The 14,570-nt window shown below is 42.9% G+C and carries 23 protein-coding genes; all 23 read right to left on the minus strand.

The window, feature by feature from the left end; translation table 11 throughout:
• Positions 1-14: 14 nt before the first annotated feature.
• The 23 genes from rplR to argC all read right to left on the minus strand — a co-directional run bounded on the left by rplR (position 15) and on the right by argC (position 14,430).
• Entirely contained in the window at positions 15-365 is a 351-nt protein-coding gene (rplR, locus tag MORIYA_RS13230; RefSeq protein ID WP_112715874.1) for a 50S ribosomal protein L18, read from the minus strand.
• A 9-nt stretch (positions 366-374) separates the two neighbouring features.
• Entirely contained in the window at positions 375-908 is a 534-nt protein-coding gene (gene rplF / locus MORIYA_RS13235; protein ID WP_112715876.1) for a 50S ribosomal protein L6, read from the minus strand.
• A gap of 10 nt (positions 909-918) precedes the next feature.
• Positions 919-1,311, minus strand: coding sequence for a 30S ribosomal protein S8 (gene rpsH, locus MORIYA_RS13240; RefSeq protein WP_006034609.1), 393 nt, complete (start codon positions 1,309-1,311; stop codon positions 919-921).
• A gap of 26 nt (positions 1,312-1,337) precedes the next feature.
• The gene (gene rpsN / locus MORIYA_RS13245) at positions 1,338-1,643 is read right to left on the minus strand and encodes a 30S ribosomal protein S14 (protein ID WP_006034608.1); all 306 of its coding nucleotides are present in this window, start codon (positions 1,641-1,643) and stop codon (positions 1,338-1,340) included.
• 9 nt (positions 1,644-1,652) lie between these two features.
• Positions 1,653-2,192 carry a 50S ribosomal protein L5 gene (rplE, locus tag MORIYA_RS13250; RefSeq protein WP_112715878.1) on the minus strand — a complete coding sequence of 180 codons (540 nt, stop codon included), beginning with the start codon at positions 2,190-2,192 and terminating at the stop codon, positions 1,653-1,655.
• Between the two features lie 12 nt (positions 2,193-2,204).
• Positions 2,205-2,516 (minus strand): 50S ribosomal protein L24, encoded by a 312-nt coding sequence (rplX, locus tag MORIYA_RS13255; RefSeq protein WP_112715880.1) that lies wholly within the window; start codon positions 2,514-2,516, stop codon positions 2,205-2,207.
• 10 nt (positions 2,517-2,526) lie between these two features.
• Positions 2,527-2,895, minus strand: coding sequence for a 50S ribosomal protein L14 (rplN, locus tag MORIYA_RS13260; RefSeq protein WP_067046247.1), 369 nt, complete (start codon positions 2,893-2,895; stop codon positions 2,527-2,529).
• A gap of 177 nt (positions 2,896-3,072) precedes the next feature.
• On the minus strand, positions 3,073-3,318 hold the full coding sequence (rpsQ, locus tag MORIYA_RS13265) for a 30S ribosomal protein S17 (protein WP_017223593.1): 246 nt from the start codon (positions 3,316-3,318) through the stop codon (positions 3,073-3,075).
• 1 nt (position 3,319) lies between these two features.
• Positions 3,320-3,511 carry a 50S ribosomal protein L29 gene (gene rpmC / locus MORIYA_RS13270; RefSeq protein WP_006034643.1) on the minus strand — a complete coding sequence of 64 codons (192 nt, stop codon included), beginning with the start codon at positions 3,509-3,511 and terminating at the stop codon, positions 3,320-3,322.
• Entirely contained in the window at positions 3,511-3,921 is a 411-nt protein-coding gene (gene rplP / locus MORIYA_RS13275) for a 50S ribosomal protein L16 (protein WP_112715882.1), read from the minus strand. Before rplP ends, rpmC begins: the two co-directional genes overlap by 1 nt.
• Positions 3,922-3,932: 11 nt before the next feature.
• The gene (gene rpsC / locus MORIYA_RS13280) at positions 3,933-4,637 is read right to left on the minus strand and encodes a 30S ribosomal protein S3 (protein WP_112715884.1); all 705 of its coding nucleotides are present in this window, start codon (positions 4,635-4,637) and stop codon (positions 3,933-3,935) included.
• A gap of 17 nt (positions 4,638-4,654) precedes the next feature.
• Positions 4,655-4,987 (minus strand): 50S ribosomal protein L22, encoded by a 333-nt coding sequence (gene rplV / locus MORIYA_RS13285; RefSeq protein ID WP_112715886.1) that lies wholly within the window; start codon positions 4,985-4,987, stop codon positions 4,655-4,657.
• A gap of 10 nt (positions 4,988-4,997) precedes the next feature.
• Positions 4,998-5,276, minus strand: coding sequence for a 30S ribosomal protein S19 (gene rpsS / locus MORIYA_RS13290; RefSeq protein ID WP_112715888.1), 279 nt, complete (start codon positions 5,274-5,276; stop codon positions 4,998-5,000).
• Positions 5,277-5,294: 18 nt separating this feature from the next.
• The gene (rplB, locus tag MORIYA_RS13295; RefSeq protein WP_112715890.1) at positions 5,295-6,122 is read right to left on the minus strand and encodes a 50S ribosomal protein L2; all 828 of its coding nucleotides are present in this window, start codon (positions 6,120-6,122) and stop codon (positions 5,295-5,297) included.
• A gap of 18 nt (positions 6,123-6,140) precedes the next feature.
• Positions 6,141-6,440 carry a 50S ribosomal protein L23 gene (rplW, locus tag MORIYA_RS13300; protein ID WP_112715892.1) on the minus strand — a complete coding sequence of 100 codons (300 nt, stop codon included), beginning with the start codon at positions 6,438-6,440 and terminating at the stop codon, positions 6,141-6,143.
• Entirely contained in the window at positions 6,437-7,042 is a 606-nt protein-coding gene (rplD, locus tag MORIYA_RS13305) for a 50S ribosomal protein L4 (protein ID WP_067046237.1), read from the minus strand. Before rplD ends, rplW begins: the two co-directional genes overlap by 4 nt.
• Before the next feature lie 15 nt (positions 7,043-7,057).
• A complete protein-coding gene (rplC, locus tag MORIYA_RS13310; RefSeq protein WP_197713421.1) occupies positions 7,058-7,696 on the minus strand; it encodes a 50S ribosomal protein L3 in 639 nt (212 codons plus the stop codon).
• A 35-nt stretch (positions 7,697-7,731) separates the two neighbouring features.
• Complete coding sequence (gene rpsJ / locus MORIYA_RS13315) at positions 7,732-8,043, minus strand: 30S ribosomal protein S10 (RefSeq protein ID WP_017223583.1); 312 nt, start codon at positions 8,041-8,043, stop codon at positions 7,732-7,734.
• Between the two features lie 441 nt (positions 8,044-8,484).
• Positions 8,485-10,374: an argininosuccinate lyase gene (gene argH, locus MORIYA_RS13320; RefSeq protein WP_112715896.1), complete on the minus strand. Its 1,890-nt coding sequence runs from the start codon at positions 10,372-10,374 to the stop codon at positions 8,485-8,487.
• A gap of 98 nt (positions 10,375-10,472) precedes the next feature.
• Entirely contained in the window at positions 10,473-11,681 is a 1,209-nt protein-coding gene (locus MORIYA_RS13325) for an argininosuccinate synthase (RefSeq protein ID WP_112715898.1), read from the minus strand.
• Positions 11,682-11,700: 19 nt separating this feature from the next.
• Entirely contained in the window at positions 11,701-12,606 is a 906-nt protein-coding gene (locus tag MORIYA_RS13330) for an ornithine carbamoyltransferase (protein ID WP_112715900.1), read from the minus strand.
• 26 nt (positions 12,607-12,632) lie between these two features.
• Entirely contained in the window at positions 12,633-13,409 is a 777-nt protein-coding gene (gene argB, locus MORIYA_RS13335; protein WP_112715902.1) for an acetylglutamate kinase, read from the minus strand.
• 10 nt (positions 13,410-13,419) lie between these two features.
• On the minus strand, positions 13,420-14,430 hold the full coding sequence (gene argC / locus MORIYA_RS13340; RefSeq protein ID WP_112715904.1) for an N-acetyl-gamma-glutamyl-phosphate reductase: 1,011 nt from the start codon (positions 14,428-14,430) through the stop codon (positions 13,420-13,422).
• Positions 14,431-14,570: the final 140 nt, after the last annotated feature.

Here is a 14,570-nt window from a genome sequence, read left to right on the forward strand (position 1 = left end):
TTCCTACTCCTGCCTTAGAACTGAAGGCCAGCTTCACGAGCGGCGTCAGCTAGTGCTGCAACACGACCGTGATATTGGAAACCTGAACGATCGAAAGCAATTTTAGTAACGCCTTTTTCGATAGCTCGCTCAGCAATCAGTTTACCGATTACTTTAGCTGCTTCAACGTTACCACCATAGCTGATCATTTCACGAACTGCTTTTTCTGTAGTTGTAGCAGAAACCAATACTTCCGCATTCGGTGTAATAACCTGTGCATAAGTATGGTTTGGAGTGCGGTTAATCACTAAACGTGTAGCACCCAATTCTTGCATTTTCTTACGTGCGCGAGTTGCGCGACGAAGACGTGCAGATTTCTTATCCATAGTATTACCCTACTTTTTCTTGGCTTCTTTACGACGCACAACTTCATCAGAATAACGAACACCTTTACCTTTATAAGGTTCTGGCGGACGGAAAGCTCGGATGTCTGCTGCAACTTGACCAACATTTTGTTTGTCAGCGCCATTAATTACAATTTCAGTTTGGCTTGGGCAAACTGCAGTTACACCTTCTGGAAGGTTGTAAGCTACAGGATGTGAGAAACCTAATGTTAGGTTCACAACAGAACCTTTAACATTTGCACGGTAACCAACACCATTTAGTTGAAGAGTTTTAGTAAAACCTTCAGCTACACCTTTAACCATGTTATTAACGTTTGCACGAGCTGTACCAGCTTGAGCCCAAGCATCTTTTATGCCTTCAACAGGACCAAAAGATACTTTTTCATCAGCGATTGCAACAACAACCGATGAGTTAATAACAGCAGTTAAAGTGCCTTTAGCGCCTTTAACAGTGATTTCCTGACCATTTAGAGAGATCTCTACGCCTGCAGGGATGGCAACGGGTGCTTTAGCAACACGAGACATATATAACCCCTTAAGAAACGTAGCAGATGATCTCGCCACCGATGCCAGCTTTGCGAGCTGCACGGTCAGACATCATGCCTTTAGAAGTAGAAACGATAGCAACACCTAAGCCACCCATCACTTTAGGAAGATCATTACTTCCTTTGTAGATGCGTAGACCTGGGCGACTAACGCGCTCAATTTTTTCAATTACGTTTTTGCCTTCGAAATACTTCAAAGTCACTTCAAGTTCAGCTTTCACTTCACCTGAAACAGCGTAACTATTAATGTAACCTTCTTCTTTAAGCACAGCTGCTAGTGCAACTTTCTGCTTAGAACAAGGCATTTTAACTGCAACCTTAGAGGCTGACTGACCGTTACGGATGCGTGTTAGCATATCCGCAATAGGATCTTGCATGCTCATTTTCGTATACTCCCGAAATTAGTGATTTACCAACTAGCCTTTTTAAGACCTGGAACTTCACCACGCATCATGTGCTCACGTAGTTTAATACGGCTTAAGCCGAACTTACGTAAGTAGCCATGAGGGCGGCCAGTGATGTTACAGCGATTACGCTGACGGCATGCACTAGAATCACGAGGTAACGATTGCAATTTAAGAACTGCATCCCAACGATCTTCGTCTGAAGTATTTACACCAGAGATGATTGCTTTAATTTCAGCACGTTTCTCAGCGTATTTTTTTACTAGCTTCGCGCGTTTTACGTCGCGCGCTTTCATTGATTGCTTAGCCATGACCCTACCTTACTTACGGAATGGGAAATTAAAGGCAGCCAGCAGAGCGTGACCTTCTTCATCAGATTTCGCAGTAGTAGTGATAGTTATATCCATACCACGAATTTTATCGATTTTATCGTAATCGATTTCTGGGAAGATGATTTGCTCGCGAACACCCATACTATAGTTACCACGACCATCGAACGATTTAGGGTTCAGGCCACGGAAATCGCGGATACGTGGAATTGAGATACCGATTAGGCGCTCAAAAAATTCCCACATACGCTCGCCACGTAGGGTAACTTTACAACCAATAGGATATCCTTCACGGATTTTAAAGCCAGCAACGGATTTACGAGCTTTAGTAATCAATGGTTTTTGACCAGAAATTGCAGCCATATCAGCAGCAGCATGTTCTAATACTTTTTTATCATTGATTGCTTCGCCCACACCCATATTAAGGGTGATCTTTTCAATCCGAGGGACTTGCATGATAGATTTATAGCCGAACTTAGTTTTAAGTTCAGGCGCTATCGTTTCTTTAAAGTGTTCATGCAGTTTCGCCACAGTTAACTCCAATTAAACAAGTTCATTATTAGATTTGAAGAAACGAACTTTTTTGCCGTCTTCAAATCGGAAACCGACACGGTCAGCCTTGCTAGTTGCAGGGTTGAATAGTGCCACGTTTGATGCGTCTAAAGCTGCTTCTTTCTCAATGATACCGCCAGCTACGCCCAATTGTGGGTTTGGCTTTTGGTGTTTCTTGATCAGATTAACGCCTTTAACGAATATTTTACCGTCTGCTCTTACTTCAGTAACTTTGCCTTGTTTACCAGCATCTTTACCTGCAACAACGATAACTTCATCATTTTTTAAAATTTTAGCTGCCATTTTTCGTTCCTTATAGTACTTCTGGTGCCAGAGATACAATTTTCATGAACTGTTCAGTACGTAGTTCACGAGTAACTGGGCCAAAGATACGAGTACCGATCGGCGCGCCGTTAGCATTAAGCATAACAGCTGCGTTACGGTCGAAACGGATAGCTGCACCGTCTGTACGACGGATTGCTGACCTAGTACGCACAACCACTGCGTTTAGAACATCACCTTTTTTTACTTTACCGCGAGGAATTGCTTCCTTCACGGTAACTTTGATGATGTCACCAACACGCGCATAGCGGCGGTGAGAACCACCTAGGACCTTGATACACTGAACGCGACGTGCGCCTGAGTTATCGGCCACGTCCAACGTAGACTGCATTTGGATCATTATTAGTGCTCCGCAATAATTTCATCTAATCCAACATGGATTAAATGAGTCCGCTCTCTTTCAAGAGGTGGCGCATTATAACACCACAGCTTTGAAAAAAGCAACGGGAATTGACTAAAAAACAAACGACCCCTATATAGGGGCCGTTATCATAAGAAGATCAGTATAAACTTAAAATTAAGCTTTTACTAATACTTCTACTAATGCCCAAGTTTTAAGCTTAGACACTGGACGAGTTTCACGAATAGTTACAACATCATTTAGTTGACATTCGTTATTCTCATCATGTGCGTGTAGTTTAGTAGTACGCTTGATGAACTTACCGTATAACGGATGTTTCACTTTACGTTCTACTGCAACAACGATAGTTTTATCGCCTTTGTTGCTAACAACACGACCCTGTACAGTACGAATAGTGCTCATATTATACACCCGCCTTTTCGTTCAGGATGGTCTTAACACGCGCGATATCGCGACGTACATTTTTGATTAAATGCGTTTGTGCTAGTTGGCCAGTACTTAACTGCATACGTAAGTTAAATTGCTCACGTAGTAGGTTAAGTAACTCAGCGTTTAGCTCTTCAACATTTTTTTGTTTAAGTTCGCTAGCGTTCATTACATTACCGTCTTAGTTACGAAAGTTGTAGAAATTGGAAGTTTCGCATCAGCAAGTTTAAATGCTTCACGAGCCAATTCTTCAGGAACTCCAGCCATTTCATAAAGGATTTTGCCAGGTTGTACTTGGCAAACCCAATACTCAACGCTACCTTTACCTTTACCTTGACGTACTTCAAGCGGCTTTTGTGTAATCGGCTTGTCTGGGAACACACGGATCCAGATTTGACCTTGACGCTTAACGTGACGAGTCATAGCACGACGTGCTGCTTCTATTTGACGAGCAGTAATTCGACCACGACCAGTAGCTTTAAGACCGAATTCGCCGAAAGTTACGTTTCCGCCTTTTGCAAGACCGCGGTTACGGCCTTTGTGCATTTTGCGGAACTTCATGCGTTTTGGTTGCAACATATCAGAGTCTCCTATTTAGCAGCTTTAGGGCCACGACTGCGACGTTTAGGCTTCGAAGGTGCTTCAATTTCTTGAGTAAGCGGTAGCTTACCTAGAACTTCACCTTTAAAGATCCAAACTTTCACACCAATGATGCCGTAAGTTGTAAGAGCTTCTGCAGTTGAGTAATCGATATCTGCACGAAATGTATGTAGAGGCACGCGGCCTTCACGATACCATTCAGCACGAGCGATTTCTGCGCCGCCTAAACGACCGCTTACTTGAACTTTAATACCCTTAGCACCTAAACGCATTGCATTTTGTACAGCACGTTTCATAGCACGACGGAACATAACACGACGTTCAAGTTGAGAAGCGATACCTTCAGCTACTAATTTAGCATCTAGTTCAGGCTTACGGATTTCTGCGATATTGATTTGTGCAGAAGTACCAGTCATCTTAGCGATAGCATTACGTAGTTTTTCTACGTCTTCGCCTTTCTTACCGATAACAACACCAGGACGAGCAGTGTGAATAGTCACACGGATGCTTTTCGCTGGACGTTCGATAACGATACGTGAAACAGATGCATTTTTCAGTTTTTTAGTTAAAAACTGACGTACTTCAAAATCGCCGTACAAGTTGTCGGCGAAATCTTTAGTATTCGCAAACCAAGTAGAATTAAACTGCTTGGTGATACCTAGGCGAATACCATTTGGATGAACTTTCTGACCCATTGTTTTCTCCTAGTCTCTTAGCGTGTTGCTACAACAATTGTGATGTGGCTAGTACGCTTCAAGATGCGATCTGCACGACCTTTAGCACGTGGCATGATACGTTTCATAGTAGGACCTGCGTCAACAAATGCAGTCGATACTACTAACTCATCAATATCCGCACCTTCGTTGTGTTCAGCGTTTGCGATAGCTGACTCAAGAACTTTTTTAACTTGTACAGCCGCTTTTTTAGTGCTGAAAGTTAACATTTCAAGAGCCTTGTCCACTGGTAAACCACGAATAAGGTCAATGACCAAACGTGCTTTCTGTGGCGAGCCTGAGGCGAAACGGTGTTTAGCTAATGCTTCCATCTAATTTCTCCTAGCGCTTTTTGGCTTTCTTATCTGCAGCATGGCCGCGAAAAGTACGAGTCGGTGCGAATTCGCCTAACTTGTGACCAATCATTTCGTCAGTAACGAAAACTGGTACATGTTGACGACCATTATGGACAGCGATGGTCAGACCAATCATATTTGGAATGATCATAGAACGACGGGACCAAGTTTTAACTGGTTTTTTCTCCCCGCTTTCCACCGCTTTCTCTACCTTCTTCAGCAAGTGTAGGTCTATGAAAGGACCCTTCTTGAGAGAACGTGGCATGGTGATACCTCTATAAAATTACTTGTTGCGACGACGTACGATAAGTTTATCTGTACGCTTGTTCTTACGAGTTTTGTAACCCTTAGTTGGCACACCCCAAGGTGAAACCGGATGACGGCCACCAGAAGTACGACCTTCACCACCACCGTGCGGGTGATCAACTGGGTTCATTACAACACCACGTACTGTTGGGCGAACACCGCGCCAGCGGCTAGCACCAGCTTTACCAAGTTGGCGAAGCATATGTTCAGCGTTACCAACTTCTCCAATCGTTGCACGACAATCTACTAATACTTTACGCATTTCGCCAGAGCGAAGACGTAGGGTAACGTGTGAATTGTCACGTGCAATAATTTGTACGTATGTACCAGCAGAACGTGCAATTTGAGCACCTTTACCTGGTTTCATTTCCACAGCGTGTACAGTTGTACCTACTGGGATGTTACGCATTGGTAATGTGTTACCAGCTTTAATAGCCGCATCAACACCAGAAACTATAATATCACCAGCTTGCATACCTTTAGCAGCTAGAACGTAACGACGTTCACCATCTGCATAAAGTGCAAGTGCAATGTTAGCTGAACGGTTTGGATCATACTCCAGACGCTCAACTTTTGCAGGGATACCATCTTTATCATTGCGTTTTAAGTCAATGATACGGTAATGTTGCTTATGACCGCCGCCAATATGACGAACAGTAATACGACCGTTATTATTACGGCCACCAGATTTAGATTTTTTCTCTAAAAGTGGAGCATGTGGTTTGCCTTTATGCAAATCCGGGTTCACTACCTTAACAAGGTGGCGACGACCTGGAGAAGTAGGCTTACACTTAACAATAGCCATTATTCAGAATCCCCTTGATTATTCAGCACTGCCGAAATCGATGTCAGCGCCGTCAGCTAGAGTAACATAAGCTTTTTTGATGTCTGAACGACGGCCAACACGAGCGCCTGTGCGCTTAGTTTTACCTTTCAGTACCAATGTGCTTACATTTATAACTTCAACTTCAAAAAGTTTTGCAACAGCTGCTTTAATTTCAGCTTTAGTTGCATCTAGTGCAACTTTGAAAACGATTGTGTTGTGGTTTTCAGCAGACATAGTACTCTTTTCAGAGATATGTGGCGCCAGGATAACTTTCAATAAACGTTCTTCACTGATCATTTTAAGTTCTCCTCAATCTGCTTAACTGCTGCAGCAGTCATAACAACTTTGTTGAACGCGATTAAGCTAACTGGATCAATACCAGCAACATCACGAACATCAACTTTGTAAAGGTTACGAGCAGCTAAGAATAAGTTCTCATCAACTTCAGTACCTACGATTAGAACGTCGTTCAGATCGAAGTCTTTCAGTTTAGCAACTAATTCTTTAGTCTTAGGTGTTTCAACAGCGAACTGCTCAACAACAATAAGACGCTCTTGACGTACCAATTCAGAAAGGATGCTTTTGATCGCACCGCGGTACATCTTAGTGTTAACTTTTTGACTGTGGTCCTGTGGACGCGCAGCAAAAGTTACACCACCTTTACGCCAGATCGGGCTGCTTGCAGTACCTGCACGAGCACGACCAGTACCTTTTTGACGCCATGGTTTCTTACCACCACCTGCTACGTCAGAACGGTTTTTCTGTGCACGAGTACCTTGACGCGCGCCAGCAGCATACGCTGTAACTACCTGGTGAACCAGAGCTTCATTAAACTCACGTCCGAAGGTAGTTTCTGAAACTTCAAGAGCACCTTGTGCGTCTTTCAATAACAATTCCATTACTAATTCCTCGGATTAAGCTTTAACAGCTGGTTTGATAATTACGTTGCCGTTGATCGCACCTGGAATAGCACCTTTAACAAGTACTAGGTTACGCTCACTATCAACACGTACCACATCAAGAGACAAAATCGTTACACGCTTTGCTCCCATGTGACCTGCCATTTTCTTGCCTTTAAACACACGACCTGGAGTTTGGCATTGGCCAATTGAACCCGGTGCACGGTGAGCAAGAGAGTTACCGTGAGTAGCATCTTGCATAGCAAAGTTCCAACGTTTAATAACGCCTGCGAAACCTTTACCTTTAGATGTACCAGTAACGTCTACTTTAGTCGTTTCAGCAAACATGTCTACGTTTAGCTCAGCGCCAACTTCAACAGATTCACCTTCGCCTGTTTCCAGACGGAATTCCCAAAGGCCACGACCAGCTTCAACTTTAGCTTTAGCGAAATGACCCGCTTCTGGCTTGTTTACTCTGCTAGCTTTCTTCGTGCCAGTGGTCACTTGAAGTGCACGGTAACCGTCAATTTCAAGTGTTTTAACTTGAGTAACGCGGTTAGGCTCACATTCAATAACGGATACTGGGATAGAAACGCCATCTTCAGTGAAGATACGTGTCATACCAACTTTACGTCCGATTAGACCAATCATTATAATAACCTCAATATAAATCGTTGTTTTAGAACTGACTAGCCAAGGCTGATTTGAACATCAACACCAGCAGCTAGATCTAAACGCATAAGAGCGTCAACGGTTTTTTCTGTTGGCTCAACGATGTCAACCAGGCGCTTGTGAGTACGAATTTCGTACTGGTCACGCGCATCTTTGTTAACGTGCGGAGAAGTAAGCACTGTGAAACGCTCTTTGCGCGTTGGTAGTGGAATAGGTCCACGTACTTGTGCGCCAGTGCGTTTCGCAGTTTCAACGATTTCCGCTGTAGACTGATCGATAAGACGATGATCGAACGCTTTTAAGCGGATACGGATTCTTTGGTTCTGCATTAGACCAGAGCTCCAATAAAGTTAAACACACACAAAAATTCCACATCCCACATCTAAATGAATAGATTGCGAGAGCGATATCTTTAACTCGGCGACTCCCCTATCGGGAATCTTATGACTGACCATTAACACTTTAACTCAAGGTTAAAATGGTAACATAATGGTTCAGCTTCTTGCTTAAGCAAGTGGAACGTATTATACATGACCTCTTGCCTTTAGCAAGAAAAATATCAACATAACGAATTTAATCCGCACATCGATATTATTAAGTCATAAAGCACTAAATCATCTTAAAGATGTTCATTGCAATTAATCGTCACCTTAATTTGTGACGCTACTATATAGCTAGTCATGATTAACTTCAAGTTTCTTAAGCGACATTATTTAAGCAAAAAAAAGCACCCATGCTTGGGTGCTTTTTACACGTCATCTAAAATAAAATTAACACGCGAGTTTTTCTGCTGTTAAGTTTATGGTTTGGTTAACCACATTTAGTTTAAATTCTAATGCGACTTCATCACACGCATGCTGCCGTGGACACATATCACAATCTTTCAATACTTTTTCCGGCAGCATTGATTTACTGATTGAGCGAAAGCCCAGCTTCATAAAGAACTCCGGCACACGGGTTAATACAAACACTTTTTGGATCGCCATCTGTTCGGCTTTCCGTAACATGTATTCGACAACCGCTTTGCCCTGTCCACCACCTTGATAGCCAGGTTCAATACCCAGTGAACGGATCTCAGCAAGTCCAGTATCGTAAACATAGATAGACGCACAGCCGGTCACTTGATTATGTTTCTCTGTCACCGCAAAGGTACCCACGGCTTTTACCAGATCAGAACGACTACGTGGTAAGTTTTCACCAATATTGGCCCAGTAATTTACCATACGTTCAATATCATCAAGATCAGTCAAACGTGCAGCTCGAATACTAATACCAGAAGTATCACGCTCTTCTAAACGTTTTTCAGCATTGCTCAAAGCAAACTCTACCTGCACAGGTGACACCCCTCCCAGCGCTTTACGTTTTGCTAATGTTTCATCAAGTGATAAGTGATGATAAACATCATCTTCAATGAGTACATCAAACTCTTTAAATTCAGCTAAGGTTAATGCTTCTAACGGCACCCCTTTGGCAATTGCAGCAACAACGGCTTCACCAACAATATGATGTGAATCACGGAAGGGGACGCCTTTCGCAACAAGATAATCAGCCAGTTCTGTCGCATTCGAATAACCACCTAATGCTGCTTCTTTAGTTCTAGCTTCATTGATCTTCATTCCAACCAATGACATCGCCGCCATTTCCAGGCAGTCACTCCAAGTATCAAGCGCATCAAATAAGCCTTCTTTATCTTCTTGCATATCTTTGTTATATGCCAACGGCAGGGCTTTCAGCGTCATTAACATGGCACTTAGTGAGCCAAATACCCGACCGGTTTTACCCCGGATAAGTTCTAATGCATCTGGATTTTTCTTTTGCGGCATCAGAGATGAACCGGAGGTCACTGCATCTGCCAACTCAATGAAGTTAGATTCACCCGAGTTATAGAAAATTAAATCTTCTGCTAAACGGGATAAATGGATCATTGACATACTTGCCGTACACATCAACTCCATCACATAGTCACGATCCGATACTGAATCTAAGCTATTAAGTGTCGCACTAGCAAAACCCAATGAATGGGCTAATTTCGTTCTATCCATCGGATAGGCAGTACCTGCAAGCGCACCAGAACCAAGTGGACAAGTATCAAGACGTTTTAAACAATCTATTAAACGACTATAGTCACGCTCCAGCATTTCGACATACGCTAAACACCAATGAGAAAATGTCACTGGTTGTGCACGCTGTAAATGGGTATAACCCGGTAATACCGTATGTTGATGTTCACGTGCAAGTGATACCAGTTGCTGCTGGGTTTTATCCAGCTGCATCAACAGTTGTTGACCTTGCTGTTTACACCACAGTTTGAGATCAGTGGCAACTTGATCATTACGACTACGGCCGGTATGTAGCTTTTTACCCAGATCACCCACTTTAGCAATTAACTGGGTTTCCACCCAACTGTGAATGTCTTCAGCATCACTTTGCAAAATTTGTTCTGGGTTTTCTAATACCGCCAATTTAAGATCGTTTAACGCGGCCTCAATGGTGAGTTGCTCATCTTGCGTTAAGATACCGACACTAACCAAAGCTTTTGACCATGCCACTGAACCTGTAATGTCTTGCTCAGCTAAACGATAGTCAAACCGCAGTGAATCATTGAAACTTTTAAATCTTGCATCAGCTGCTTGACTGAATCTACCGCCCCATAGTGCCATGGTTACATCCTTATTCTTTCTTATATCTTTATATTAGAAGTTGTATATTAGAAATATCTATATTCGAAGGTGAGAGCGCTTAACGCCCTCACCTAATGTTACTTGCTAGCTAACGCTTTAATACGGCTAGACAACGAATATAAACGGATGAAACCTTCCGCATGGCTTTGATCATAAACATTATCATCTCCAAATGTGGCAAACTCTTCACTATAAAGGCTGTTTGGTGATTGCTTCTGTATTGCTTGTACAGAACCTTTATACATTTTAACGATCACTTCACCGTTCATGTCTTCTGCGAGAGTCCCTGCCGCAGCCAGTAATGACGCACAAAGTGGAGTGAACCAACGACCGTCATAAACGAGGTGCGAGAACTCAGCCGCAACCGTTTGTTTCCACTTTCGTGTAGTTTTATCTAATACCAATTCTTCGATGCCACGTAACGCTTCAACCATGACCGTACCACCCGGAGTTTCATAACAACCACGTGATTTCATGCCGACTAAACGGTTTTCGACGATATCAACACGACCAACACCGTGAGCGGCGGCTTTTTCGTTGAGATACATCAGTGCTTGGTACGGTGACATTGCTTCACCATTAACCGCCGTGATTTCACCTTTAACCACCGTTATTGTGACGAATTCAGGTTCGTTCGGTGCATCAATCGGATCAACTGTCATGGTCCAAACTTGTTTTGTTGGTTGGTTCCATGGGTCTTCTAACTCGCCACCTTCATGAGAAATGTGCCAAGCATTGGCATCACGGCTATAAATTTTAGTCGCAGATGCTGCGGTTGGAATATCACGTTCAGCTAAGTATTCAAGTAGTGATTCACGACTAGTTAAGTCCCAGATACGCCAAGGTGCAATAACCGTTAATTCTGGTGCCAGTGCAGCAAAGCATGATTCAAAACGAATTTGATCATTACCTTTACCTGTACAACCATGACAAAGCGCATCAGCACCGACTTTACGAGCAATTTCAACTTGTGCTTTAGCAATGATTGGACGTGCCATTGACGTACCTAACAGGTAAGTACCTTCGTAAACCGCACCGGTTTTAAGCGTTGGATAGATATAGTCAGCGACTAATTCATCCTTTAGATCAATTACGTAACACTCAGATGCACCCGAAGCTAATGCTTTCGCTTCAATACCTTCAAGTTCTTCAGCGCCCTGACCGACATCCGCAACAAACGCGATAATCTCGCAATTATCATAGTTCTCTTGTAACCAAGGTAAGATCACTGAAGTATCTAAACCACCAGAATACGCTACTACTATTTTCTTAACTGTTTGGGTCATTTTCATTTTCCTTAATATATTACTTCAGCAATGTCAGTAAAACTGCATTTTGGGCATACATTCTATTTTCGGCTTGATCAAAGATCAGCGATTGCTCGCCATCCATCACTTCCGATGTTATCTCTAACTCACGATGAGCCGGCTGACAATGCAATACATGTTTGATTCCTGTACGTATCAGTAATGCTTTGTTTATCTGATACGGCATGTACTTTTCTTTTACTTGTTGCAATGGAGTATCATCCCCCATTGAAACCCAAGTATCACCATAAATAACATCATAATCTACGATGTCATCTAGGTTATCTGTTACATTTATCTTACCACCGCTAATTTCTGCTAACGCCATGGCCTGCTTAACAATTTGCGCGTCAGGACTTCTGCCGAGTGGGCATACAGCGGTCACTTCAGCACCTAAGATGGCACCGGTTAGCATTAATGAATGGGTGACGTTATTCCCTTCACCGACATACGCTAGCTTTACCTTAGAGACATCTTCATAGTGCTCTGAAATAGTTAAAAAGTCCGCTAATGCCTGACAAGGATGATATAAATCGCAAAGAGAGTTCACCACAGGCACACTGCCATGTTCCACTAAGCCTTCCAAGGTTTTATGACTCTCCACTCTTGCGACGATGGCATCAGCCCAACGTGAGATATTAGCAGCAAAATCTTTTACCGTTTCACGCTCACCAATCGCACCATTTTGTGCATCAAGGTAAACCGCATGACCACCTAACTTATGAATACCGATATCAAATGTGATGCGTGTTCGTAGTGACGGTTTTTCATAAATGGTGACAATACTTTTACCCGCTAATGCTTGTGAATATTCTGCCGGATTGGCTTTCATTGCTTTAGCCAGCGCTAATAAGTCAAGGATCTGTTGTTTACTTAAATCTTTAACTGATAATAAATTTTCCATGATCGAACTCCGTTAACTGACCAATATTAGCGAGAAACTTTTGTTCCCTCTGCTTCACCATTTAATAATGCCACTAACCGCTCAGGCACTTTCCAACTGGCTAATTTTATGTCGCGATTTAAAGATGCTGCCGCTTTTAAAGCCGCTTTCACTTTTACTTCCATACCGCCATGGATCACACCAGCAGTAATGAGTTCATCTGCATAGCTGCTGTTCATCTCAGGAATTAACTGCCTGTCCGCATCTAAAATACCGGCCACGTCAGATAACATCACTAAGTCAGCATCAAGCGTTTCACAAATAGCAGTGGCGGCTTGGTCAGCATTGACATTTAATAACTGTCCCTGTGCATCAATACCAATCGAACTAATAATCGGTAAGAAACCACCACTGAGTAACGCTGTTAATAATGTCGGATCACCCGCTTCGCATTCACCGACAGCACCAAGTCCTGCTGTTGATTGCGTGACGGTTGAAATACCACCATCAGCAAGACTTAAACCAACGACTTTCGCACCCGATTTCACCCCCTGTGCCATTAATACTTTATTTGCCGTACCCGCTAACGCGCCGGTGATATAACCAATATCGCTAAATGGGGTAACGCGTAAACCGTTCTTTTTCTCGCTAACGATATTCATCTTTGCTAATAGTTCATCAACAAAGCAGCCACCGCCATGCACCAAAATAAGCGGACGTGACGATGTAGATTTATATTCACTCAATGCTGTGAACAGCTGTTCAAGCGCCGTTTCATTTTCAAGTAATGCGCCGCCAAGTTTTAATACTAAAGGAGTTGTCATTGTTATCTTCCTATACTAACGACGTTGTCATGGCGAAACCAAAACGAATATTGATGCACTGCATTGCTTGCGCAGCAGCACCTTTTAATAAATTATCAATGGCCGAAACCACAATCAGGTCTTGCCCTTGTTGCTGCCACGCTAGGTCACAATAAGCGGTTTTCTCGACTGCTTTAATACTTGGCCAGCCACTTGGTAATAACCGCACCATAGGTTGATCTTGATACGCGTCTTGATAAGCTGCAGTGACCTGTTCCGGTGTCACACCAGTGGCAAGCTTGACGTTAATAGTTGCTAATATGCCACGTTTAAAACAACCTAAGTGCGGTGTAAAAATAACCTCATGGCCTAGATGTGTACTAATTTCAGGTTGATGACGATGATTAAACACAGCATAAGGTGCATGGCTCACTTCGCAAAAAGCGGAGCCTAATGCCGCTTTACGCCCTGCACCACTAACGCCACTCACGGCATTAATGATGGGTTTTTGATCCGCAGCAATCAAGCCATGTTTTGCTAACGGTTTTAATGCTGATAACGAGGCCGTTGGATAACACCCTGGTACGGCAATCAAATTTGCTTTAGCAATATCGGCACTCGCCCATTCCGCTAAACCATAAACAGCACTCTTCAATTCTTTATCGAAGTTATGTTTAAAGCCGTAATAATTTTCATAAAAAGCAGGATCATTCACTCTAAATGCACCGGATAAATCAAATACCACCGTATCCTGCGCTAGAAATTCAGCGGCAATATCATGACTCACTTCATGCGCAGTCGCTAACACCACAATATCAATGTCAGCACAAATATGCTTAATATTACTCACCGCTAAAGACTGAATAGTGTGGTCAACAACCCCTAATAAATGACCATATAATGAAGAAAACGATTTTCCTGCGTCTAAACTGTGTTCTGAAACATACAGGCCTGCTAATTCAAGTTCTGGATGTTTGGTAATGTAATGGGCTAGCTCAGCACCGGTATACCCGGTCGCACCGACTAAAATTGTTTTTAACATGTTTGACTTCCGTGTTTGCTAAATTGTAAAACGACGGGCAACTGCGCCCTTTCCAATTGCACTTGCTTGCGTCATTTAAGCCGTGCCAATGCATTTTAAATACTGTCTCGTCGAAACCATGAAAAACGATTCATTATCTA

The sequence above is a fragment of the Moritella yayanosii genome (genome assembly GCF_900465055.1).
GTDB lineage: Bacteria > Pseudomonadota > Gammaproteobacteria > Enterobacterales > Moritellaceae > Moritella > Moritella yayanosii.